24 protein-coding genes and 1 pseudogene are annotated in these 23,688 nt (G+C 61.6%); 20 read left to right on the top strand and 5 right to left on the bottom strand.

Annotated features, from left to right (window positions below):
* The first annotated feature begins 76 nt into the window (after window positions 1–76).
* The 11 genes and pseudogenes from JQ575_RS10365 to JQ575_RS10315 all read left to right on the top strand — a co-directional run bounded on the left by JQ575_RS10365 (window position 77) and on the right by JQ575_RS10315 (window position 10,874).
* Complete coding sequence (locus JQ575_RS10365; RefSeq protein ID WP_212033252.1) at window positions 77–727, top strand: response regulator transcription factor; 651 nt, start codon at window positions 77–79, stop codon at window positions 725–727.
* Between the two features lie 81 nt (window positions 728–808).
* A complete protein-coding gene (locus tag JQ575_RS10360) occupies window positions 809–1,222 on the top strand; it encodes a response regulator transcription factor (RefSeq protein WP_212033105.1) in 414 nt (137 codons plus the stop codon).
* Window positions 1,215–3,008 carry an ATP-binding protein gene (locus JQ575_RS10355; protein ID WP_249166565.1) on the top strand — a complete coding sequence of 598 codons (1,794 nt, stop codon included), beginning with the start codon at window positions 1,215–1,217 and terminating at the stop codon, window positions 3,006–3,008. The genes JQ575_RS10360 and JQ575_RS10355 overlap by 8 nt, the downstream gene beginning before the upstream one ends.
* A 168-nt stretch (window positions 3,009–3,176) precedes the next feature.
* On the top strand, window positions 3,177–4,127 hold the full coding sequence (locus JQ575_RS10350; protein WP_212033104.1) for an AraC family transcriptional regulator: 951 nt from the start codon (window positions 3,177–3,179) through the stop codon (window positions 4,125–4,127).
* Window positions 4,128–4,177: 50 nt separating this feature from the next.
* Entirely contained in the window at window positions 4,178–5,134 is a 957-nt protein-coding gene (locus JQ575_RS10345) for an AraC family transcriptional regulator (protein WP_212033103.1), read from the top strand.
* A gap of 105 nt (window positions 5,135–5,239) precedes the next feature.
* Window positions 5,240–5,563, top strand: coding sequence for a hypothetical protein (locus tag JQ575_RS10340; protein WP_212033102.1), 324 nt, complete (start codon window positions 5,240–5,242; stop codon window positions 5,561–5,563).
* A gap of 121 nt (window positions 5,564–5,684) precedes the next feature.
* On the top strand, window positions 5,685–6,902 hold the full coding sequence (locus JQ575_RS10335; protein WP_212033101.1) for an NAD(P)/FAD-dependent oxidoreductase: 1,218 nt from the start codon (window positions 5,685–5,687) through the stop codon (window positions 6,900–6,902).
* Window positions 6,903–6,998: 96 nt separating this feature from the next.
* The gene (locus tag JQ575_RS10330) at window positions 6,999–7,928 is read left to right on the top strand and encodes an MBL fold metallo-hydrolase (RefSeq protein ID WP_212033100.1); all 930 of its coding nucleotides are present in this window, start codon (window positions 6,999–7,001) and stop codon (window positions 7,926–7,928) included.
* A gap of 109 nt (window positions 7,929–8,037) precedes the next feature.
* Window positions 8,038–8,772, top strand: a pseudogene (locus JQ575_RS10325) (acetoacetate decarboxylase); the annotation flags it as partial.
* Window positions 8,773–8,871: 99 nt separating this feature from the next.
* Window positions 8,872–10,047 carry a patatin-like phospholipase family protein gene (locus JQ575_RS10320; RefSeq protein WP_212033250.1) on the top strand — a complete coding sequence of 392 codons (1,176 nt, stop codon included), beginning with the start codon at window positions 8,872–8,874 and terminating at the stop codon, window positions 10,045–10,047.
* Window positions 10,048–10,091: 44 nt separating this feature from the next.
* On the top strand, window positions 10,092–10,874 hold the full coding sequence (locus JQ575_RS10315) for a 3-hydroxybutyrate dehydrogenase (protein ID WP_212033099.1): 783 nt from the start codon (window positions 10,092–10,094) through the stop codon (window positions 10,872–10,874).
* 108 nt (window positions 10,875–10,982) lie between these two features.
* Here JQ575_RS10315 and JQ575_RS10310 read toward each other — a convergent pair whose 3' ends face one another.
* Complete coding sequence (locus JQ575_RS10310; protein ID WP_212033098.1) at window positions 10,983–11,609, bottom strand: TetR/AcrR family transcriptional regulator; 627 nt, start codon at window positions 11,607–11,609, stop codon at window positions 10,983–10,985.
* Window positions 11,610–11,691: 82 nt separating this feature from the next.
* Between JQ575_RS10310 and JQ575_RS10305 the strand changes: the two genes are divergently transcribed.
* From JQ575_RS10305 to JQ575_RS10290, 4 genes are read left to right on the top strand one after another with little or no spacing between them, the layout of a single operon-like run.
* A complete protein-coding gene (locus tag JQ575_RS10305; protein ID WP_212033097.1) occupies window positions 11,692–12,720 on the top strand; it encodes an HlyD family secretion protein in 1,029 nt (342 codons plus the stop codon).
* Window positions 12,717–14,357 (top strand): DHA2 family efflux MFS transporter permease subunit, encoded by a 1,641-nt coding sequence (locus tag JQ575_RS10300; protein ID WP_212033096.1) that lies wholly within the window; start codon window positions 12,717–12,719, stop codon window positions 14,355–14,357. Before JQ575_RS10305 ends, JQ575_RS10300 begins: the two co-directional genes overlap by 4 nt.
* A 34-nt stretch (window positions 14,358–14,391) precedes the next feature.
* The gene (locus tag JQ575_RS45665; RefSeq protein ID WP_212033095.1) at window positions 14,392–14,988 is read left to right on the top strand and encodes a TetR/AcrR family transcriptional regulator C-terminal domain-containing protein; all 597 of its coding nucleotides are present in this window, start codon (window positions 14,392–14,394) and stop codon (window positions 14,986–14,988) included.
* Complete coding sequence (locus JQ575_RS10290) at window positions 14,972–16,015, top strand: TetR/AcrR family transcriptional regulator C-terminal domain-containing protein (protein WP_212033094.1); 1,044 nt, start codon at window positions 14,972–14,974, stop codon at window positions 16,013–16,015. The genes JQ575_RS45665 and JQ575_RS10290 overlap by 17 nt, the downstream gene beginning before the upstream one ends.
* Before the next feature lie 33 nt (window positions 16,016–16,048).
* On the opposite strand, the gene JQ575_RS10285 is transcribed toward JQ575_RS10290, so the two are convergent.
* Window positions 16,049–16,552 carry an Lrp/AsnC family transcriptional regulator gene (locus JQ575_RS10285; protein WP_212033093.1) on the bottom strand — a complete coding sequence of 168 codons (504 nt, stop codon included), beginning with the start codon at window positions 16,550–16,552 and terminating at the stop codon, window positions 16,049–16,051.
* Window positions 16,553–16,686: 134 nt separating this feature from the next.
* On the opposite strand from JQ575_RS10285, the gene ald reads away from it, so the two are divergent.
* On the top strand, window positions 16,687–17,799 hold the full coding sequence (ald, locus tag JQ575_RS10280) for an alanine dehydrogenase (protein ID WP_212033092.1): 1,113 nt from the start codon (window positions 16,687–16,689) through the stop codon (window positions 17,797–17,799).
* A 75-nt stretch (window positions 17,800–17,874) separates the two neighbouring features.
* Here the strand turns inward: ald and JQ575_RS10275 are convergent, their stop codons facing one another.
* Together JQ575_RS10275 and JQ575_RS10270 are read right to left on the bottom strand one after the other, a co-directional pair.
* A complete protein-coding gene (locus JQ575_RS10275) occupies window positions 17,875–18,315 on the bottom strand; it encodes a hypothetical protein (protein WP_212033091.1) in 441 nt (146 codons plus the stop codon).
* A gap of 35 nt (window positions 18,316–18,350) precedes the next feature.
* A complete protein-coding gene (locus JQ575_RS10270; protein ID WP_212033090.1) occupies window positions 18,351–18,647 on the bottom strand; it encodes a hypothetical protein in 297 nt (98 codons plus the stop codon).
* Window positions 18,648–19,052: 405 nt separating this feature from the next.
* On the opposite strand from JQ575_RS10270, the gene JQ575_RS10265 reads away from it, so the two are divergent.
* Complete coding sequence (locus JQ575_RS10265; protein ID WP_212033089.1) at window positions 19,053–19,847, top strand: adenylate/guanylate cyclase domain-containing protein; 795 nt, start codon at window positions 19,053–19,055, stop codon at window positions 19,845–19,847.
* A gap of 59 nt (window positions 19,848–19,906) precedes the next feature.
* On the opposite strand, the gene JQ575_RS10260 is transcribed toward JQ575_RS10265, so the two are convergent.
* The gene (locus JQ575_RS10260; protein ID WP_212033088.1) at window positions 19,907–20,740 is read right to left on the bottom strand and encodes a FadR/GntR family transcriptional regulator; all 834 of its coding nucleotides are present in this window, start codon (window positions 20,738–20,740) and stop codon (window positions 19,907–19,909) included.
* A gap of 143 nt (window positions 20,741–20,883) precedes the next feature.
* On the opposite strand from JQ575_RS10260, the gene JQ575_RS10255 reads away from it, so the two are divergent.
* The 3 genes from JQ575_RS10255 to JQ575_RS10245 are packed head-to-tail and all read left to right on the top strand — an operon-like array spanning window position 20,884 to window position 23,668.
* Complete coding sequence (locus JQ575_RS10255) at window positions 20,884–21,882, top strand: TRAP transporter substrate-binding protein (protein WP_212033087.1); 999 nt, start codon at window positions 20,884–20,886, stop codon at window positions 21,880–21,882.
* Between the two features lie 2 nt (window positions 21,883–21,884).
* The gene (locus tag JQ575_RS10250; RefSeq protein ID WP_212033086.1) at window positions 21,885–22,373 is read left to right on the top strand and encodes a TRAP transporter small permease; all 489 of its coding nucleotides are present in this window, start codon (window positions 21,885–21,887) and stop codon (window positions 22,371–22,373) included.
* Window positions 22,370–23,668 carry a TRAP transporter large permease gene (locus JQ575_RS10245; RefSeq protein ID WP_212033085.1) on the top strand — a complete coding sequence of 433 codons (1,299 nt, stop codon included), beginning with the start codon at window positions 22,370–22,372 and terminating at the stop codon, window positions 23,666–23,668. Before JQ575_RS10250 ends, JQ575_RS10245 begins: the two co-directional genes overlap by 4 nt.
* Window positions 23,669–23,688 lie beyond the last annotated feature (20 nt).

The raw sequence follows: 23,688 nt of genomic DNA, 5'->3' as shown, positions 1-23,688 counted from the left end.
ATTAGGAGACTAAGCAATGCTTGCCACCACTGCACTTGCCCGCTCATCCGCCCTACCAACCTTACCCCGATTACCCATGAGCATGGCTGCCGACAATACGGATCGCCCACTCGTCCTGATCGTGGACGATGACGAGGACGTCCGGTTCGCAATTCGAGAACTTCTGCTGTCGGTGGGAATCGACGCATGTTGCTTCGGATCGACACAGGAACTGTTGCAGGCCGATCTTCCGGAGCGGCCGGGCTGCCTGATCCTCGATGTTCGCATGCCCGGCGCCAGCGGCCTCGATCTTCAACATCATCTTGCCTTGAACGGTCATACCAGACCGATCATTTTCCTCACCGGGCATGGCGACATCGCGATGACCGTGCAGGCGATGAAGGCGGGAGCCATTGACTTCCTTACAAAGCCCGTCCGGGACCAGACGCTGCTCGACGCCGTCACAGCCGGAATCGAGAAGGACATTTCGCGACGGACCGCCGCCCGGCACATCAAGCTGCACGTCGACCGCTACGCGAAGTTGACGCCGCGCGAACGCGAGGTGATGCGCGAGGTGGCAAGGGGCCGCCTCAACAAACAGATCGCGTTCGATCTCGGCATCAGCGAGATCACCGTCAAGCTCCACCGCGGCAACGTGACGAAGAAGATGCAGGCTGCGTCCGTCGGGCAGCTCATTCGCATTTGGGAACTGCTGCCTGCGGAGATCCGGGAGCAGAAATCACCCTAGACCAAAGGATGGTTACGACCCGGCCAGCAATGGGCGAGACGTGGGTGTGGTCAGCCGGCCACGCTAGCGAAGGTTATCGGCTTGTCCAAAGCGCCCCTGGTCGCAATCGTAGATGACGACGAAGCTGTTCGGGAGGCCCTTTCCGACCTCCTTATGGCGCTGGATCTATCGTGTCGCACTTTCGATGGAGCGGAGGCCTTCATGGTGGAATATGTCCCTGACCGGTTCGATTGCCTGATTACCGACGTGAGCATGCCGGGCCATAGCGGGCTTGACCTGCTGCGGCATTTGCGGAGTCTCCGTTCTGCGATGCCGGTCATCATCGTCACGGCTGACACCAATCCGGCGACCCGATCTCGCGCCATGAGAGGTGGGGCCTATGTATACCTGACCAAGCCGGTAAGTAGCGACGTCCTCTTTCGTTACCTGCAGTCCGCCCTGAGGCACGCCGGCTCTGGCCCTGACCGCGATGGGCAGGGGCCTTCCGATGGCTAGTCCTGTCCACAAAGCCGCCCCGGGCGGCCGCGAACAATCCTTCACATCCCCGCCGGGAATGGCGTTGTCCTGTCTCGCATCTGAAAGCGTGGGATCGCGTTCGGAGGATTTGCGCGCAACGGAGGTGCGTGTCGAGGTGGACAGGCTCCACAATATGCAAGTCCCCGCGGACATCATGCGAAAATGGCAGGAGATGGCAGATCTTCTGGCCGATGTTGTAAATGTCCCCTCCGCCTTGATCATGAGGGTCGAGCCGCCGCATATCAAAGTCCTCGTTTCCAGCGAGTCGAAAGAGAATCCTTACGAACCGGACGAACTCGCCTGTCTCAATACAGGGCTCTATTGTGAGACTGTAATGAACACCCGCCGCCCATTGCTTGTCCCGGACGCTCTGCAGGACGAGGCGTGGAAATCAAACCCTGACATCAAACTGGGCATGATCTCATACCTCGGCGTGCCGATCAGTTGGCCCGATGGCGAGATATTTGGAACGATTTGTGTTCTCGACAGGAAAAGCAACGGATACAGCGAGCTCTATCTCCGTCTGCTGTTGCAGTGGCGTGACGTGTTGCAGGCGGACCTGAGATCCATTGCATCCACGCGGCGGGAGATTGAACAACGCGAAGCAAAAATTCGCCGGCTCGTCGATGCCAACATCATCGGCATCGCTTTCTGGAATGACGAGGGGAAAATTCTTGATGCCAATAGCGAGTATTTACGCATCGTTGGATATGATCAGCACGATCTCTTGTCCGGCCGCGTGAGCTGGGCCGACATGACGCCCGCCGAATGGCGTGATCGCGATGCGTTGATGATGTCCGAGGTAAAGAACAAGGGCGCCGTGCAGCCCTTTGAAAAGGAGTATATCCGGAAGGATGGCAGCCGTATTCCAGTGTTGATCGGCATCGCGACCCTTGAAGCGACAGACAGCCAGGGTGTCGCGTTTGTGCTCGATCTGACCGAGCGCAGACGGGCGGAAACGGAAGCGCGTGAGAGCGAGCGGCGATTCCGCAACATGCAGACGGAATTGGCCCACGCCAACCGACTGGCAACTCTGGGGCAGCTTACGGCGTCCATTACCCATGAGGTCAAGCAACCGATCACGGCAGCGCTCCTGAATACCCAAACCGCCCAGCGCTTCCTCGCTCGCCAGCAGCCGGATGTCGAGAGGGCGAAGAAGGCAATAGACCGGGCCGTGCTGAACGGCATGCGTGTCACTGAAGTTGTCGACCGTACGCACGCGCTGGTCAGGAAGGAGCCGACGCGAAAGGACAGCCTGGAGATCAATGAAGCGATTTCGGAAGTCATCGGATTGACGCGCGGTGAAGTGTCGAAAAACAGCGTTCAATTGCGGACTGAATTTGCGGAGGGGTTACCTGTCATTCAAGGCAGTCGGGTCCAGATTCAGCAGGTGATGCTGAACCTGATCGTCAATGCAGTCGAGGCGATGAGCCAAATGAGCGACGAGCCTCGGGAGCTGCTGATCAGCACCCAGGCCGAAGCTTACGCTATTCTCGTTGCGGTGCGAGACTCTGGCCCGGGGCTGTCAGAGGGCGCGATCGATCGAGCCTTCGAGGCATTTTATACGACGAAGTCGAGCGGTCTGGGGATGGGACTTTCCATCTGCCGTTCGATTGTGGAGGATCACGGAGGACGATTGTGGGCGGCAGCAAACGTCCCAAGAGGTGCGGCGTTTCAATTCACAATTCCGATCAATTCGGATGCCGGCACTGACCACGAACTGCGCCTCCCAACTTCAGCATTGCCGAGCACGGCGGCCGCATGACGCGATTGTCTGTGGCTTAACACACGTCCCCGCCAACCCTATCCCAAGGTACAGGTTGATCTATCTGCCGGGCCAGCGGGATCAGGCGCGCCGCATGATACCGTCACGCGGCGTTTGCCATCATCCTGTAGGCCTCCAAGAGACAATAGTTAAAGTGAGCACGAGACCATGAGCAAGCCGAACTTGCGCGAACCTTCGGAGGATCTGACGGTCGCGTCTGAAGCGCGCCGGAGTGACCTGCCGAATGCCGATGGGCGTCCTGCCGATGCGGAGATGGCGCGTATGCTCGGGACCACGCCCTTTCACATGGCTCTGGATTCCTCCGGTGCCGGGATCGCCCACTGGAAACATGAGCCGTTGCACGACGTCGTCGAGCCCATGACCCATCACGTCATCATGGCCTACAACGGCATGATGCAGCGCATGGAGCGGCGGACAGGAAAATCGGTCGCGATTGGAACGTTTCGTCCCGGGGTCGTGATCATCATTCCGGAAGGATCGAGCTCCCGATGGGATATTCCGAAACCCGTTGATGTCGTTCAGCTCTATCTTCCGCATAAAATGCTCGAGCGCGTTGCCCGCGAAGCCGACACGGCCGCACCAACCGATCTCCTGGAGCGCACGGCGCATCCCGACCCCATTACATCCCGATTGCTCCTGACCGCGGCCGATGCCATGCAGGGCAATGGCGCCCTCGACACCCTGTTCAGGCATCAACTGACGGACCTGCTGGCCACGCGCCTGTTGGCCGCGCATACCGGCTCACCAACCACGTTCCAGCCGACCCTGGGCGGGCTGTCTCCCAATGTTCTGCGCCGCGCCATCGAGCGCCTGCGCTCGGACAGCGACGCGGACGTCTCGCTCGCGGCGCTGGCTTCGGATGCCGGGCTGTCGCGCTTCCACTTCTGCCGCTCCTTCAAGGAAAGCACCGGGCTTTCACCCCATGCCTGGCTGCGCCAGCACCGGCTCGAGCAGGCCATGAACATGCTGCGCGACACTGACGAATCCGTCGTCTCGATCGCAGCCGAGCTTGGTTATTCCTCCCAGACCGCGTTCGCCGCCGCATTCCGGAAGCTGACCAACGAAACACCGGGCGAGTGGAGACGGCGTACGCGATAACAGCGAGCGCTCTGCGAGTAAAAGACCGCCCTCAATGGCGAGGACAAGTCATGAGCTGCAAGCCAATTTTGCGCGATTTTTCGCAGAAGAATCTGCCAGACGCTTCCAAGGCGCAGCAGCGCGATTTGCCGAATGCCGAACGGCGCCCCGCCGATGTGGAGATGGCGCGCGTGCTCAAGACCGCTCCGCTGCGCGTGGCTTCCGATCCGTCCAGTGGAGCGATCGCGCATTGGAAGCACAATGCTCTGCATGACGTCGTCGAACCCATGGCTGATCACGTCATCATGACTTACCCGACCGGCCTGCAACAGCTGGAGCGACGGTCGGGAAGATCAGTGGCGATCGGAACGGCGCGTTCCGGGGTTGTGACGATCATTCCCGCCGGCTCAAGCGCCCGATGGGATATTCCCGGCCCGGTCAATGTCGTTCAGCTTTATCTTCCGCCCACAACGCTGCAACGCGTCGCCGGCGAAGCCGATATGGCCGCTCCCGGCGACCTCCTGGAAAGGACGGGACATCCCGATCTCACCGCGTCCCGATTGCTCTTGAGCGCGGCGGATATGATTGGAGGCAGTGCCGCACTGGATACCCTGTTCAGGCATCAGCTGACAGACCTCCTGGCCACTCACCTCCTGGCTGCGCACATCGGCTCGCCAATCGCGTTCCAGCCGACCATAGGCGGCCTCGCGCCCACGGCACTGCGGCGCGCCACCGAACGCCTGCGCTCGGACAGCGATGCGGACGTATCTCTTGCGGCGCTGGCGTCCGATGCCGGCCTGTCGCGCTTCCACTTCTGCCGTGCCTTCAAGGAAAGCACCGGGCTTTCCCCTCACGCATGGCTGCGTCAGCACCGGCTCGAGCAGGCCATGAACATGCTGCGCGACACCGACACGTCGGTCGTCTCGATCGCAGCGACGCTCGGCTACGCCTCCCAAAACGCCTTCGCCGCGGCATTCAGGAAGCTGACCGGCGAGACGCCGAGCGATTGGCGGAGGCGCATGCGTTAACAGCAATCTCTCTACAGGTACGTCAATCGCTCTGGGGCAGTCAGAGGTTTGGTCCGCTAGATAAAGACCATGCGATGGTCACGCCGAGAACTAGGGAGACAAACAATGGCCTGGAAGAACTTCGTCGGCCCAAATGCGGTCACGTCACGACGAAGGGTGGTCGCGAGTGCCCTGATGTACGGCCTTTCGTTGACGGTACGCTTCACCTCGCCGACAGGTGAGGAAGCGGAAAATCCGGCGCAAGCCGCCCTAGGCAAGAATCCGATGAGCTCCATCGTGATCAACGACGGCGCCCAGATATTCAAGAGCTGGTCACCGAATCCCGTTCACTCGATCGTCTTTCAACGCGGCTCGACACGCAGTTCGAGAAGCTGCCGCGAAGTATGTGAACGGCCGATGCCGCTAATGCTGGACTGCTCGCCTCCATAGCGCCCGGCACCTTCGTTTCACGTCTTCGCGTCGTCATCGATCGCAAAGGTCTCCCGTCAACGGGGAGCCGTGCAGTGACGCGCGGAATTTTCGAGCAGATCAAACCATAGGAGAGAACCACATGAGAATCCTCATCATAGGCGCCGGCTTCGCCGGCATGTACGCTGCACTTTCCGCCGCTCGCCTGCGCGACATCCAGGGCGTTTCCCCCGAACAGCTCGAGATCGCGCTGGTTGCACCAGAGCCGACGCTGGTGGTTCGCCCCCGGCTTTACGAACCGAAGCCCGAAACGCTGACCGCGCCGCTGCTGGATGTGCTCAAGGCGGTCGATGTTGTCTACGTGCAGGGCAGCGCCGAGACCATCGATACCAAGGCCCGCACGGTGAACATCGTCGGCGCCAAGGGCGCGCAGAAGAGCCTCTCCTACGATCGGCTGGTCGTCGCTACCGGCAGCCGGCTGTTCCGTCCGAATATTCCCGGCCTTGCCGAACACGGCTTCAGCGTCGACCAGCTCGACGATGCGATCGCGCTCGACCGGCATTTGCACGCTCTGGCCGATCGGCCGGCAAAGAACGGGCGCGACACGGTCGTCGTTGCCGGCGGCGGGTTCACCGGCATCGAGGCGGCGACGGAGATGCCCACACGGCTTCGTGCGATTCTCGGCAAGGATGCCAAGACGCGCGTCATCATCGTCGACCGGAACAGCGCGATCGCTCCGGATATGGGCGCGGGCCCGCGCCCCGTCATCGAGGATGCCCTGCGCAAGGTCGGCGTGGAGACCCGGCTCGGCGCCGGCGTCGCGTCGCTGGACAAATCCGGTGTCACGCTTTCCAACGGCGAACACATCGAAACCGAGACCGTGATCTGGGCGGCCGGCATTCGCGCCGCTCCGCTGACCCAGCAGATCCCGGCCGAGCGCGACAATTTCGGCCGGCTGCTGGTCGACCGCGATTTGCGCGTCCCGTCAGTGCCCGGTGTCTTCGCCACCGGCGATGCCGCCAGAGCCGCCAGCGACGATGTCGGCAATTACGCGCTGATGTCGTGCCAGCACGCCACGCGGATGGGCGCCTTTGCCGGCAACAACGCCGCCGCCGAGTTGCTCGGCGTTCCGACCAAGCCCTATCACCAGGAGGGATACGTCACCTGTCTCGATCTGGGAGAAGCCGGCGCGCTGTTCACGATCGGTTGGGAGCGCAAGGTCGGGATGGTCGGCGACGTCGGCAAGAAGACCAAGCAGGAGATCAACACGGTCTGGATCTATCCGCCGAAGGCCGAACGTGCTGCCGCGCTGGCCTCGGCCGATCCGGAGCGTGTCACTGACGTGAGTGGCTTCTTCTAGACCCCTCACGCGAAACGGGCCGCGTTCCGCGCTGGCTGCGCGGCCCGCTCAACCAAGACCAGCCAGTAACCTTCACCTTGAAAACGGGAGACAAACATGAATCTAAACACGAGCCTGGCCAATACCTCACACCCCGGTACACCTGCGCCCAACGAATTGGTTCCGTCGCGCTACGCGGTGCAGGTCGGCGACATTGAGGTGCTGGTGGTCAGCGACGGCGTGCTGCCGCTCCCAACCGCCATGCTGGCACACAACATCGACCCGGCCGTCCGGGCGACCTGGCTGAAAGACATGTTCCTGCCGCCGGACGCTTACGATTGGGCGCTTAACGTGGTCGTGGTGCGTAGCGGCGACCGGACCATCCTCGTCGACGCCGGGCTTGGGCTTGACCCGGACTTGCACTTGCCGCGGGCCGGGCAGCTGATCAAGCGACTGGAAGCCGCCGGCATCGATCTTGCGTCCGTGACCGACGTGGTGCTGACCCACATGCACATGGACCACATCGGCGGGCTGCTTGTCGACGGGGTCAAGGAGCGGCTGCGTCCGGACCTGCGGATCCACGTGTCGGCCGCCGAGGTCAAGTTCTGGGAGGCGCCCGATTTCTCCCACGTCTCCATGCCGCCGGGTTTCCCGGACGCGTTGCGATCGACCGCCAAAAAGTTCGTGAAGGAATACCGTAGCCAGCTGCGTACCTTCGACGAGCAATACGAGGTGGCGCCGGGAGTGGTCGTCACTCGCACCGGCGGCCACACCCCCGGGCACAGCGTGGTCCGCGTGGTGTCCGGCGGCGACCGGCTGACGTTCGCCGGCGACCTCGTGTTCGCGGTCGGGTTCGAGCACCCCGAATGGTACAACGGCTTCGAACACGATCCCGAGGAGTCGGCCCGCGTTCGTATCGGTCTTTTGCGAGAACTGGCTGAGACCCGCGGGCTGCTGGTGGCAACTCACCTGCCGTTCCCGTCCGTCGGCCATGTGGCAGTCGAAGGCGACGCCTTTCGTTGGGTGCCGGTCTTCTGGGACTACTGACCGTACGGTCTGAACGAGGCGCGTCGCACGCGCTTGATCTGATACGGGCCGCGTCACCAGCGCCGGAGCGCGGCCCGCACACCCAAAATCCTCCTGGAGTTCGACCTCGATGAAACACGAGACCGTTCGCGCGACCGCGTTCGCCATGCCGCTGACGAACTCGGCCTTTCCACCCGGCCCCTACCGGTTCATCAACCGCGAGTACTTCATCATCCAGTACCGGACCGATCCCGAAGCGCTGCGCCGGGTCGTGCCGGAACCGCTCGAACTGACCGAGCCGGTGGTGAATTACGAATTCATCCGCATGCCTGATTCAACCGGCTTCGGCGACTACACCGAAAGCGGCCAGGTCATCCCGGTGTCCTACCGGGGCGAGGCCGGCAGCTTCGTCCACCAGATGTTTCTCAATGATCATCCGCCGATTGCCGGCGGGCGTGAGCTGTGGGGCTTTCCGAAGAAGCTGGCGCAGCCGAAACTGGCGGTCGAGACCGACACGCTGGTCGGCACGCTGAACTACGGCTCGGTCCGCATCGCCACCGGCACCATGGGCTACAAGCACCGCGCCCTCGACACATCGGTCGAAGCCAGAAAACTCGCCGTACCCAACTTCCTGCTCAAGATCATCCCGCATGTCGACGGCACGGCACGTATTTGCGAGCTGGTGCGCTTCCACCTCGAGGACATCACCGTGAAGGGCGCATGGACCGGGCCGGCGGCGCTCGATTTGTGCTCGCATGCGCTCGCTCCCGTTGCCGAACTGCCGGTACTTGAGGTGCTGTCGGCCAAACACGTTGTTGCCGATCTCACGCTCGGGCTTGGCACCGTGGTCCACGACTATCTGGCGCCTGGCGCGACGTTACGTCGACGCGGGACCGGGTCCGAAATCCTCATCGAAGGCGAATGCCGGCTGATCGGGTCAGCCACAATGCAGGGAGTTTTGGCAATGTTGAACGTGATGCGTGAACGATTCAGTCCGGCGCCGCAGCAAACCAGCCCGCTGCCATACGATGTCGTCGCTCTGGTGCTGCAAGGCGGCGGCGCGCTCGGAGCCTATCAGGCCGGCGTCTATGAGGGCCTGCACGAAGCCGGCATCCGGCCGAACTGGCTGGCCGGCATCTCGATCGGCGCGCTCAACGCCGCCATTATCGCCGGCTCGCCCGAAGCCGAGCGCGTGCAGCGGTTGCGCGAGTTCTGGGAGACGATCTGTGCCTTTTCGATCGAGTGGCCTGCGGGCGAGGGGCTGGCCAACGCCTTGCCGTTTGCTTTCGACATCAACTCGGTTCGCAACAGGTTGGCGGCAACGCGGGCCCTGGTCCAGGGCCAGCCCGGCTTCTTCAAGCCGCGCTTCCCGTCGCCGCTCTGGTCGCCCTTCACGGGCGATGCCGCTACCAGCTTCTACGACACGGCGCCGTTGCATCAGACGCTGGAGCGGCTGGTCGACTTCGACCGGCTGAACTCGGGCGAGGTGCGCGTCAGCGTCGGCGCGGTCAACGTCCGCACCGGCAATTTGACCTATTTCGACACCGCCGAACGCCGGCTGGGACCGAAGCATTTCATGGCTTCCGGCGCGCTGCCGCCGGGATTTCCCGCCGTCGAGATCGAAGGCGAGCACTATTGGGACGGCGGCGTGGTTTGGAATACGCCGCTTTCCCGCGTGTTGTCAGGCGAGCCATGTGACACGCTGACCTTCCAGGTCGACCTCTGGTCGGCCAGGGGCCGCGTCCCTCAGGACCTGATGGAGGTCTCGAGCCGGCAGAAGGACATCCAGTATTCGAGCCGCACGCGCGCCGTCACCGACCAGGTGCTGCGGATGCAGAAGATGCGTCAGGCGTTGCAGCGGACCATGGAAGAGCTGCCGGCAAGCGCAAAGGCGAAGCCGGAAATCCGCGCCATCGCCGACATGGCCCGCCATCGCTCCTACAACATCGTTCACCTGATCTACCAGTCCAAGACCTACGAAGGCCATTCGCGGGACTACGAGTTCGGGTTGAGCGCGATGCGTGCGCATTGGCAGAGCGGACTCGAAGACATCCGCCGCACGCTGGCCGATCCGCACCGCCTCGACCCGCCGTCACCGGAACTCGGCATCGTCACGCACGACGTGCATCGCCGCGACTGAAAACGCGACGGACTTCATCTCTCAAGCACCCGAAAGGAATTCCAATGTTGAAGGGCAAGGTAGCCGTCGTCACCGGATCGACCAGCGGCATCGGCCTCGGCATCGCCAGAGAGCTGGCGAAGGCCGGCGCCGACCTGGTGTTGAACGGCTTTGGCGAGGCGAGCGAAATCGAGGCGATCCGCAGCGGGATCGAGCGCGAGCATGGCGTGCGCGTCGTCTACGACGGCGCCGATATGTCAAAGGGCGACGCCGTGCGCGGATTGATTGCCGCGACGATCGCGAAATTCGGGCGCCTCGACATCCTCGTGAACAATGCCGGCATCCAGTTCACCGCACCGGTGGATGAGTTTCCGGCGGCCAAGTGGGATGCGATCCTGGCGATCAACCTGTCGGCGGCATTCCACGGCATTGCAGCGGCGGTACCGCAGATGAAAAAGCAGCGCTGGGGACGGATCGTCAACATCGCTTCCGCCCACGGCCTCGTCGCTTCGACGCACAAGGCCGCCTATGTCGCTGCCAAGCACGGGATGGTCGGCCTGACCAAGGTGGTCGGCCTGGAGACCGCCGGGAGCGGCGTCACCTGCAATGCGGTCTGTCCCGGCTGGGTACGAACGCCGCTCGTCGAAAAGCAGATCAGCGACATCGCAGCGCAACGCGGCATCAGCCAGAAGCAAGCCGCCGAAGAGCTGTTGTCGGAGAAACAGCCGTCGCTGGATTTTGCCTCGCCGGAGCAGCTTGGCGGCACCGTCGCGTTCCTGTGCTCGGTTGCTGCCGAGCAGATCACGGGCACGGCGATCTCCGTCGATGGCGGCTGGACCGCGCGCTAGGCACGACGACAAGCATTTCCTCACATGATGGAGAAAATGATGATCGCTATCAGCTCCCGGCCCGGCCGTTCAGCAAACCACGTGATGCCGAAGACGACGACAGGCTGTCTACTTTTTCCGGCCAGGTCGAACACCGTTCAAAAACACCTCGACGGCGGAACCGACCGCCGCCTGCACTTCCTTGTCCGACGGCGCCGCGCGGAGCCCGAGAACGACCTGCAGATGAAGGTTGTCGCGGATCATGCCGACAAAGTGCCCTGCCATTCGCGAGCAATCATCGGTGCGAATCTCTCCTCGCTTGTTGGCGGCTTCAAGGACCTCGGCGAGCCGGGACGTCGCCCGGCCGGGGCCTTGTTCGTAGAACGACTTCACCAGATCAGGAAAGCGGTTGGCCTCGGTGACGGCAATTCGGTAGATGCCGATCAAGGTGGGCGACATGTAGACGCCCATCAGATGCCGACCAAACGCCGTCAGCGTCGCCCGCAGATCGTGGCCTTCGGTCTGCTCGATGACCAACGTCGAAAGCACCCTGTCTGCGTTTTCCCTGACGATGGCGGAGAACAGGCCCTGCTTGTTTCCGAATTCGCTGTAGATGTTGCGTTTCGAACCACCGGCGCGTTCGATGATCGCGTCGATGCTCGTCGCCGCGTAGCCCTGTTCAAAAAACACCTCGGCCGCAGCGCGAAGCAGGGCCTCCCGGCGACCGTTCGGGCGCCCTTTCTTAGCCACAGCCATTCATCCATCCCGATCCATCCCTTGACTGGTAACGATCATTACCATAGACGTCAAATGGTAACATCCATTACCGGAGGCTGTCATGCAGCGTAACAGGAAGAAGACAATCGGCCTGCTGCTGTGCCTTGGTGCGGTGGTGATCGTGGCCACGGGATGGAGGGCGCGTTCGATCGGCGAGACCTCGACCGACAATGCGTATGTCCGCGGTGACGTGACCTCACTCGCCCCGAAGGTTGCGGGCTACGTCACGACCCTCGAGGTCGAGGATAACCAGACTGTGCAGGCGGGTGACGTCCTGTTCCGGATCGACGATCGGGACTATCGCGCAAAGCTTGCGCAAGCGGTTGCCAATGTCGATGCGGCAGAGGCCCGCCTCACCAATGTCGATGCCGACATCCAGCTTCAACACGCCCTGGTTCGGCAGGCTGACGCGCAGCGACGATCGACCGTGGCCGAGAAAAATCTGGCGACCAAGGCCTCCGATCGCCGCCGCGAACTTATCCGCACCAATGCCGTTAGCCAGGCCGCGGTCGATGAAAGCGACGCGGCGCTATCGAGGGCCGAGGCGGGCGTGTCGGCGGCGTCGGCAATGGTGGAGGCCCAGCAGCAGCGCATTGCCGTGCTTGCCACCCAGCGCGAAGCAGCCGTTGCCGCCGTGGCGCAGGCACAGGCCGCGCGCGATCTTGCCCAGATCGATCTCGACAACACGGTGGTGCATGCGCCGGTCGACGGCGTGATCGGCAACCGCCAGGTCCGCATCGGCCGGCTTGTCGCGCCGGGCGCCTCCTTGCTCGACATCGTTCCGGTGAAGGACGTGTGGGTGGTCGCGAATTTCAAGGAAACCCAGATCGAACATATCCGGCCCGGCCAGCGCGTCCGCATCACGGTCGACGGCTACCCGAATGAGAAGATTGAAGGCCTGGTAGACAGTTTTGCGCCCGGCAGCGGGTCTGCCTTCAGTCTGCTCCCCGCGGACAACGCGACAGGAAACTTCATTCGCGTCGTGCAACGCGTGCCGGTGAAGATCCGCTTTGCCAGCAACCCATTGCCCGGCCGCCTCGTGCCTGGCCTGTCCGCGCGTGTCGACATTGATCGGAGAAGCGGTTCATGAGCATCGCCGTCGCCGACACGCCGAGCCGCGACAGATCTGCGACAGGAACCCTTCTTGTCGTTGGGGTCGTGGTTGCGACACTGACGGAGGCGATCGCAGGCACCGCGCTGTCGCTCGGGCGCGGCTATATCATCGGCGACACCTATGCAACTCCCGACGAGGCCGCCTGGCTGGACATCGGATACACCGCTCTGAAACTGATCGGGTTCATGACCGCCCCCTGGCTGATGACCCGCGTCAATCCGCACAAACTGATCATCTGCTCAACGCTGGTCATGGGCACGGCATGTGGCATTGCCGTCATCACAGCCCGGCTGGATCTGTTGATAGCACTCCGCATCATACAGGGCTTCGCCGGAGGCACCTTGCTTATCAGCGGCCAGGCGATCATTTTTCTCGCCTATCCGCGCGCCCACCAACCGATCCTCCAAGCCCTGTTCGCGATGGGATCGGTCGTCGCTCCCGGGACCATCGCCCCGGCTCTTCAGGGATGGTTGCTCGACAGCCAGTCCTGGACATGGATTTTCGTCAGCGTCGTTCCGGTGGCCCTGGCAGCGGCCGGCCTCCTGTTGATCGCGGACGCCCCGAAGCCCGCTGCGGCCGTGCGCCGTCCGTTTGATTGGATCGGCTTCTCGCTGATGTCAGTCACATTTCTCTGCTTCACCTATGTCCTCAATCAGGGCAACCGATGGCGCTGGTTCGAGGAACCTCGCATCCTGTGGCTGACAGTGCTGGGCGCCGCCGCCCTGCTGCTGTTTCTCGGTCACCAGGTGATTGCCAAAGGCCGGGGCCTGCTCGATTTCACCTTGTTCCGGACGGAAGATTTTTCCTTCGCCTTCATTGTCAGCTTTGTCGCCGGCGCCGCGCTGTTCGGGAGCGCATTCCTGATCCCGTCGTTTGCCGTCTCCGTTCTCGCGTTCAGGCCTACCGACGCCGGCCTGCTGTTGTTGCCGAGCGGCGCATTTTTCATCGGCACACTGCTCATAGCCGCCTTCCTCTTCCAGGCCCGCCGCGTTCCTCCGGTCGCGACGGTGCCCTTTGGGATCCTGATGATCATGATTGCGATGTGGATGCTATCAGGCTCGACCAGCGAAAGCGGCGCGCACGACATGATGGCAGCCATCCTGTTGCGCGGCCTGGGCCTTGGCTTCCTGTTTCTGTCCATCACGCTGATCGCTTTCAGCAATCTCAATGACCACAAACGTGCGTCCGGCATCGGTCTCTTCAATGCGGGTCGCCAGCTTGGCGGTCTGATGGGGGTAGCCGGTCTCCAGACACTGATCGACCATAACGTCGCCGGCAATGTTGCGGTGCTCGGCGCCAGCGTCACCGCGGGCGTTCCTGCGGTCAGCGAGCGGCTGACGGCGATGACAGCCATGCTCGCGGCGCGGGGAATGGACGCCGTGGCCGCCAGCCGGGCTGCGACGAGCCTGCTGGGCAGGGCCGTCACGGGTCAGTCCACCGTGATCGCCTTCGACACCGCGTTCAATGCCGTCGCTTTGCTGTTCGTCATCGCCGCGCCCCTGCTCGTCTCCATCAAGATCGGATTCCACCGATACGCCAAAGCGCACGCCGCGCAGTCATCCCGAAGCCAGGAGCCGCAACATGAGACGTCCCACGTCCGCTCGAGCGGATAATGCTGAATCGAGGCCGGACATTCGCTCCGACATCGTGTCGGCGATCAGCGGGGCCCTCGCTGATCCCTGCGATACGCTCGCCGACCTCAATGGAATTTTTCATCGTAGCGGATATTCGCAAGCAGATGTCTGGTCGGCATTCGAAAGTATCGACGATCTCGTCGTCGCGGTTGCCGAGCACGAAGCCCTGTTCATATCGCAGCCATTGGTGAGGAGAGTGCGTCCAAATACGCTTGACGATGTACGCGATACCCTTGTCGCCTTCGGCCTCGTTGCCTCGCGAGAGTATTCGACCACCCTGGTCGGGTTCATCCGGATGATGATGGCTGAAGGAGCGCGCAACCCTTCTCTCAAGAAGCGGGTGTACGAGGCGGGGTCGGAGATCGTCACACGGAGGCTGCGGGAGTTTCTGTCGGACACCAATGAAAGAGGGATACTGTCGATATCGGACGCGCAGGTTTGCGCGGAGCAATTGATGGGACTGCTGAGGGAGCCGCTCTACCAGGCACTGATGCTGAATCCCGTGATGAGCCAGAACGGGTCAACCGCCGACCGCGTCAAGGCCGGCGTTGAAAGGTTCCTGCATGGATGTGCAAGCGCGAGGAGCATCAGATATGAACGCGCCATATGATACTGCCCGCGCGAGCCAGTCCTGGCTGGCGCGGAGCAGCGACAGCCCATCAAGCCTGAAGGTCGTCGACGATGTCCCGTCGGATTTGGCCAACTGCGCCGACGCGCATGGATCGCTGGTGACGGTCGAGCCCGTCGACTGGATCATTTGCTTCGTCCCCGGCCTGAAACGGCAATGGTGGCATCGGTTCGTCCACCACAAGCATAAGCACGTCTTTGCCATGCGTCCCACGAACACCGGGAGCTGGCTGCTCGTGGAGCCGTGGTGGACCCGCATGATGGTGACGATCCTGCCGCCGGCCGATGCCGTCAAGTTTCTGCGGTGGGGTGGGACGGGCGATATCCTTCGCGTCCGTGAGCAGGTCCCGGGTAAAGCGAGCCAGATGCGCGGCTGGTCGAATTGCGCTGTTATCACGGCATTCGTGCTTGGGCGGCCGAGCTGGACATGGACGCCGCACGGTCTCTACAAGGAACTACTCCGCGAGAAGACAACGCGGCGCGAGAACGTGGAGCAGCTTCTGGTCGACCAGTTCGCCAAGGTCGTCAGCCAATACTCGTCCAATGCCCTGAGTGTCAGTGCCGACCAGCTTTCCCTGCCGCTCAGGGAATTGCTCATCATCATCGGGCGCAATCTTCTCGAGACGATGATGACACCGGCCTTGCTGGAGGTTTGTTACACCGCCATTCTCGAAGCGGACCGCTACCCCAATGCGACGCGGGTCTACGCGCAGCATGGCCCAAAGCGGGCCATCGCGGTCCTGACAAGAATTCTTGCAAGAGCAAAGCAGGCCGGCGAGATCGATCTTGCGGATTGCGAAGCCGGCGCCCGCCAGTTTCTCGGCATGCTCTATGGCAACATTCACCTGGAAGCGGTGCTTCAGCTCGGCGCGATACCAACGCTTTCCGAGATCGATTTGCGCGCCCGCACCGCGGTGAAAGTCTTTCTCGACGGCGCCGGGCCCGACGAGACGGCAATCCTCGAGCGAGGGGTTTTTGCGCAACGGCGGCGGGCCATTGCCGGTGGCTAGCCGCCGGGCATGGGTCTACCTGCGTTAGCCGGCCTATTTTCTGGTTGGCTTCAGTGCTGGACGCCCCGGCTTTCCGAAGATCGCCGGGGGGACCGCGCGATCGATGATCTCGCGAAGGGCGAAATTCGACTGGATGCGGGAGACGTGCGGCAGGCGCGACAGTTCGGTCCGGTGAATTCTCTCGAAGTCTTCGATATCGCGCGCCAGCACGATCAGGAGATAGTCGTCGTTTCCCGACATCAAAAAAGTGCGGATCACTGATGGACAGTTGACGACGGCGGCTTCGAACGATTTCAACGCCTCGTCGCTTTGGCTGTTGAGCGCGATTCTGACCAGCACAGTGGTATTGAGGCCAAACCGGCTTGGATCAAGGATGGCCTGATAGCCTCTGATATATCCGTCGTCTTCCAGCGCGCGTTGCCGCCGCGCGATCGCAGTGCTCGAAAGTCCGACCCGGTCCGCCAGTTCGGTGTGACTGACCCGCGCGTTGGCGCTGAGTTCGGCGAGAATGGTCATGTCGATCTTGTCGTGGTCCATATGTTTAAAATCCTGCGCCATAGTGCCAAACCGCGTTGAATTTCTGCACTATTTGCCGGTATGCGCGCAAGTTTGCTGAGAACCAACCACGGTTCCCTCCTAGAAAAGAGGCGTGCCATACAGCGGAGGTTGCCATGAAGGTCGGGGTGCCCAGGGAGATCAAGACGCACGAATACCGTGTCGGTCTGACGCCGGGGGCCGTTCGCGAATATGTGGCGGCGGGGCACAGCGTCGTGGTCGAGACCAATGCCGGCGCCGGCATCGGCGCGACGGATGACGCTTATCGCAAGGCTGGCGCTACTGTGCTGGACTCCGCCCGCGAGGTGTTTGCGTCCAGCCAGATGATCGTCAAGGTCAAGGAGCCTCAAGCGTCGGAATGGTCACAGCTGCGGCAAGACCAGATTCTCTTCACATACCTGCACCTGGCGCCCGATCCGGAGCAGGCCAAGGGCCTCATCGAATCAGGATGCACCGCGATCGCCTATGAGACCGTGACGGATGCCCATGGCGGCCTGCCGCTGCTGGCGCCGATGAGCGAGGTAGCGGGCAGGCTTGCGATCGAAGCGGCCGGCGCAGCCTTGCGGCGACATGCGGGAGGCCGGGGCCTGTTGATCGGGGGCGTGCCGGGCGTCCAGCCGGCGCGCATCGTGGTGATCGGAGGCGGAGTCGTCGGGACGCACGCGGCACGCATGGCGGTCGGCCTCGGCGCCGAGGTCACCATTCTCGACCGTTCGATAGGCCGGCTCCGCGAGCTGGACGAGCTGTTCGAGGGGCGTGTGCGGACGAAATTCTCGACCATCGACAGCATTGAGGAAGAGGTGTTTGCCGCCGACGTCGTGATCGGTGCGGTGCTGGTCCCTGGAGCGAGCGCGCCGAAAATGGTGACGCGGGATATGTTGAGTTCGATGCGCAAGGGGGCTGTGATCGTGGATGTCGCGATCGACCAGGGCGGCTGCTTTGAGACATCGCACCCGACCACCCATGCTGATCCAACCTTTGAGGTGGACGGCGTCATCCACTACTGCGTCGCCAACATGCCAGGCGCTGTTCCGCTGACCTCCAGCCAGGCGCTGAATAATGCGACGCTGCCGTTTGGCCTGGCGCTCGCCAACAAGGGATTTGCGGCCGTGCTCGAGAATCCGCATTTGCGCGCCGGTCTGAATGTCTACCGGGGCCGGCTGACCTGCGAACCGGTGGCCAGAAGCCTCGGCATGCCATTCTCACCGATCGACGGCGCTGTGGCTTGAGGCTGCAAGGGTGACTGCCCACGACGGACGGAAGCGGTCTGAGGCGGAACTGCGAGCACAGCGGACATTCAACAGTCAATGTTGATGGCCAATTCCATTGTTAGCGCATTCTGAGCCCTCACATGGCCAATGAAGCGCCAGAATGATCATTGCATTTGGGCGCAACACTGATTGTTTTCTGATCATCGCTGACCTGCCAAGATCAAGACAGATATTGACGATCAAGTAGGTGACCAATGGCTTATCGCGCATTGGGAGACCATTGTTATCCAGCTGATACTTGCCAAGAGCATATGTCGGGGTCGGCCAGGAGCCAGCAGTATTGTAAGCGCCTAAAACAAGCCTGTTCACGCAAGGGTGGCTCGTGGGCATCGGGTAAACAAGTGCCGGGTAGATCGGCTTGGATTGCTTGATTGCATAAATGCTTCCTTGAGACAAAGGCACAGGAGTAAGTCCGGTCAAAAACGACTGAACGCGATAACCACCAAACTTTCCTCCCTTCTCAGGAGAACTCAAGTTTGTTCCATCTGTCTGTATTCCCACTTCACTAGCTAGCCAGTTGCTTGTCCGACGTCAGACGGATTTTGGCTTATGTTTTCTTGAGCCAAGATCATATCAATTGCATTTGAAAGACCTTGTTGCGCTGAAAGGAATGTCTGCAAGTCGGTATTGGGATCAGGAATTGTGAATTTCCCATTTGCACTAAACTGAGGGATTAAGCGCATTAAGCCTTCTGGGCTGCACAACAATTCTGACTGCGCGGACAAAGCAGCTGCACTAGAAAGCGATGAATCAGACACTGCGATGGCGAGGAGAGCAGTCCTGATAGAAAAAATAAACATAGCCATAATTCTCCGACTGAACTCCGAACCGCACGAACTTTGCGTCTTTCCCGCGCTTTGGCAAGGCAAGCGGCGGTCGCGAGCAGCAGATAACCTGCCTTATGTCTTCGGACCAGGTTTTAGCTTGTGCAAACACCGACCAAGTACCAACTTCGAGCGGGCGAGCGCTGGCCGTCGATCGTCAACGAAAGACGATCGCAGCCCCGGCGTTCTGGATACCCCGTAAACCAGCGGCACGTTTTTTCTCGACCGATGCCTGTCCCGTGCTCTCATGCGGGTTGATCGTGAACACGAATTGACGCGAGGGCCATCGGAGAATCCTCGATTGGAAGTACGGTTGCCAACGCAGGAATGTGCGACTACGCTTTACCTCTGGTAGACCCAAACGGTCTTTCGAGTGGCCGCACGTTCATGCCCAAATTCCTTCGCATCGGAGTCCATCAGTCGAACGTCTCCGGATACACGTCCAAGGCATGGTGTATTCGACGGGTTGGCTCGGCGGTTTTCCTGAAGTGGGGTGCCGTGGAGGTCCATGGCGCCGGCGATGGGCGAAAGGTTTTCTGGACGCTTCCGCCGAGGGTGAAAACGGTTCGTTGCGGCACGGCGCAGCGCGCCATGGACTATGCAAAAGCTGCGATCGCGCGGCGACGCAGCCATCGCTATGAACCGCTGGCGGGACCCATTGCGATGCGGCGCCGATCCGCCGGCCGTGGCGCCGAGCCCGAACAGGCGCTCGCCACGATCCTGTTTGTCGATATCGTCCGGTCCACCGAAAAAGCCGCGCGGCTCGGCGATGCCCGCTGGACGCAGGTGATGAGTCACTATTACGTCGCCGTCCGCAGAGAGCTGAAGACCCTGCGCGGCAAGGAAGTCGTGACCACGGGGGACGGGCTGCTCGCGACCTTCAAGGCGCCGGCTGCCGGGGTCCGTTGCGCGACCGCGATCCGTGAGGCCGTGCGCACGCTGGGGCTGGAGATCAGGGTGGGACTGCATGCGGGCGAATACAAAGTGAGCGGGGCCGAGATGGTCGGTCTCGCGTTTCACATCGGCGCGCGCGTCGCCGCGAAAGCGCGTGCCGGCGAAGTCCTGGTCTCGAGCGCGGTCAAGGATCTGATGTCGCAGTCGGGAATCAGCTTCAAGGATCGCGGCGTTCATCGACTGAAGGGCGTACCGGAGCGATGGCGCCTGTACCGGGTCGAACATTAAGGCGTCCTGCAGGATTGGGCACCGGTATTGCCTGGTCGGTTCGTGCCTCAGCTTGGCGTTCAGGAGGCTTTTGCAATCCCTCCGGCGCGCGGAGATTTGGATCCGACTTTCCCTTTCCTCTTCGCGAATTCGGGTTTTTCCTTTCCGGACGCCAGCATCTGCATCAGATCCGAATCCGATGTCCGCATGAGATCGACCACGGCCTGATAGGCGCGATGTGGTACGCGCGCGATGATGGCATCGCGCACGGCACGGTGTTCGGGCAGGCATTGCTGATTGTGGGCGCTGCCGATGACGCGGAAGCCCGCGATCAACGCTGGCTCCAGCAGGCGTCCGACCGGCCAGAAAAACTCGTTGCGGGTGGCAAGGTAGATGGCCTGATGAAATCGGAAGTCGGCGGCAACCCAGGCTTCGAGGTTGTCCGTCGAGGCGGCCATGTCTTCATAAGCGTGATGCAAACGCTCGAAGTCCTCGAACGTCGCGTTAACAGCGGCGAGTGACGCAGCCGCCGGCTCCAGTGCGTGCCGGAATTCCGATAATTTCATCAGGAAGGGGCCGATATCGCCCATCGCCAGCAGCCAATCGAGCAGCGCCGGATCAAGGAAATTCCACTGCGCGCGTGGATTGATCGCGGTGCCCACCTTCACGCGGGCGGTCACCATGCCGTTGGCGGTAAGGAGTTGGATCGCCTCGCGCAAAACGGTCCGGCTCACGCCGAGTTCGCGACAGAGTTCGGGTTCAACGGGAATAGTCGAGCCGGGTTGGTAATCCCCGGCAAGGATACGTAAGCCGATCGCCCGCGCGATCTGCAGCGTGCGCTTCTCGGACGGCGCGCCTTTATGTTCGCGGCGGGCGATCCTCTTTGTTTTTCCGATCGCCTGCTTGCGCGCCATCGCGCCGATCCTCTTGCGGCTTTGACTGGCCGTCCCGCGCGGGTCGCGTTTAATATGATGAATCATTATTGACGACAATCAATTCATATGATCAATAAGTAAACAAAAAAATGTGAAATCACGCGCACCCCGGGGAGGAATGCATGAGCGCTTTACCGTATTTTCGTTCTCTGTTTGCCGGTCTTGTCGCGCTTTCGGCGGCGTCGGCGGCCGCATCCGCGCAGGAAATCACGCTGCGTGTGGGCCATGACCAGCCCGTCGGCAGCATGTACGACGAAGGTCACAAGATGTTCAAAAAGCTCGTGGAGGAGCGCAGCAACGGCCGCATCCGCGTCAACGTCTTTCCAGCCGGACAACTCGGCGCGGAAGTGGCGATGCTGGAAGGCGTGCGCCTCGGCACCCTCGACATGTCGTCGTGCAGCGCAGCCAACGCGGCGACCGTCATTCCCGAGCTTGGCCTGCTGAGCGTCTCTTACCTGTTCAACGATCGCGCGCATGTCGCACGCGTCATCAACGATCCGAAATTCAGCGAGCAGATCGACGCAATAGTCGCCGGCAAGAGCCTCGGCATCAAGCGGATAGGCTACTACACGTCCGGCGTGCGCAATATCTACAGCCGCAAGGGTTCGGTGGCCGGTCCCGAGGATCTGACCAACGTGAAGATCCGCGTGCAGAACAACCCGGTTGAAGTCACCATCTGGAAGGCGTTCGGCGCGATTCCGACGCCGATGAATTTTGGCGAAGTCTATCAGGCGCTGCAATCGGGCGTGATCGACGCCGCCGAAAACGGTCTCGCCGTGATCGAATCGAACAAGCACTACGAGGCGGCGAAATACATCAGCCAGACCGAGCACCAATACGGCATCAATCCGGTGTTCATGAACGAGCGCAAGCTCAACTCGCTGCCCGCCGATCTCAAGGCGATCGTCCTTCAGGCCGCGATCGACGCCTCCGTCCACGAGCGCATGAAGGACGATGAGTTCGTGGATGCGGCGGTCGAGGGGCTGAAGACCAAGGGCGCGGTGCTGACCAAGCCCGACAAGGCCAAGTTCATCGCCCTCGTGGCGCCGATCCAGGACAAGGTGGCCGGCGACATCAAGGCGGTGCAGCTGCTGGAAACCATCCGCAGCCAGAAGAAGTAAACATGCCCTGGCCCGAGCGACTGTTTGCCCGGATCGAACAGGGGCTGTTGCCCCTGCTCGCGCTGCTTCTCGCTTTCACCACGGTGGGCGTCTTCATCCAGGTCCTGATGCGTTTCCTGTTCTCGAAGTCGTTCCTCTGGGGTGAAGAATTGTCGCTGTTCGCATTCATCTGGTGCGTGTTTCTCGGCACCGCGATCATCTCGATGCGGCGGACGCACTTCGCTTTCGATGCGCTGGACGGCGTCCTGCATGGGCGCGCGTTGTATCTGCAGCAGCTCATTATCAACATATGCATGCTGATCGTGGCATGGGTCATGACGGTCGAGGGCTGGTACTTTTCGGTCGTTAGCCTCCAGCGTCTCTCGCCCGCGCTCGGCATCACCCTTTTCATCCCGACCATCATTATTCCCGTTGCCGGCGCGCTGATGATGCTCGTCAACGTTATCGATATCGCGCGCTGCTGCCGCCGTCTCTGGACCGAAATGCAATGACCCATCCGCTCACGCTCTTGATGGTTTCGCTTACCTTTCTCCTCGTCATCGGCGTCCCCATCTCGTTTTCGCTCATTCTCTCCTCGCTGTTCGTCATCTGGTACGCCGACCTGCCGACGGTGCTGGCGGTGCAGCAGATGTTCACCGGCATCAACGCATTCACGCTGCTGGCGCTCCCGTTTTTCTTCCTCGCCGGCAACATCATGACCGATGGCGGCATTTCCGAGCGCCTGGTGAAGCTGGCGATGTCCCTTGTCGGCCATCTGCGCGGCGGGCTCGCGCATGTAAACGTCGTGGTCGGCATGTTCATTTCAGGAATTTCGGGCAGCAGCACCGCGGACGCCGCGGCGATCGGCTCGATCTTCTGCCCGGCGATGAAGAAGCGGGGCTATGACGAGCGCTTCACAGTCTGTCTCACCGCCTGCACATCGACGATGGGCGCGGTGATCCCGCCTTCGATCCTGATGGTGATTTATGGCGCGACCGCCAACGTCTCCATCGGCGCGCTGCTGATCGGCGGCATCCTGCCGGGCGTGCTGATGGGTTTGTCGCTGATGATTCAGACGCACTTCTTTGCGATCAAATACGACTTTCCACGTGAGCATCCGAAGTTTCTTGGCTTCCGCGCGATCTGGGACGGCGTCAAGGCGGCAAGCTGGCCGCTCGGCGTGCCGGTCATCGTGGTTGCGGGCATGATCGGCGGGGTATTCACGCCGACCGAATCGGCGGCCGTGGCGGCGGTCTATTCGCTGTTCATCACGCTGTTCGTGTTTCGCAGCCTGACCTGGCGACAGCTGCCTGCAATGTTCGGCGAGACCGTCACGCAGTTTTCGCAGGTGTTGTTCTGCCTCACGGGAGCAGTCCTGTTTGGCTGGTTGCTCGCTTATTATCAGGTCCCCGATATCGTCACCCAGTTCATGATTTCGTTTTCGCGGGACAAGTATGTGGTGATGTTCCTGATCGTCATCCTGAACATTCTGCTGGGCACCTTCATGGATGCCCTGCCTGCAATCCTGATCTTTGTTCCCATCATCAATCCGATCGCGATGCAGGTCGGAATCCATCCCGTGCATCTCGGCGTGATCGTGGTGATGACGCAGTCGTTCGGGCTCCTGACACCGCCCGTCGGCATGTGCGCGATGACGGCGTGCGCCGTGGGCGGCGTGCCGATGGCGAAGATTCAGGGGCTTCTACATATCATGATGATCCCGCTGCTGATCGTGATCCTGATTTGCGCCTTCTCGGAATGGACGGTCCTGGCGTTGCCACGGTTATTTACGCCGGGATGGGTGTAAGGCCGAGCCAGGGAATGCTC

This window comes from Bradyrhizobium sp. JYMT SZCCT0428, assembly GCF_018131075.1.
Taxonomy (GTDB): Bacteria; Pseudomonadota; Alphaproteobacteria; order Rhizobiales; family Xanthobacteraceae; genus Bradyrhizobium.
Note: the sequence above shows the minus strand (reverse complement) of the source record. Positions and strands in the feature narration are given on the sequence as shown.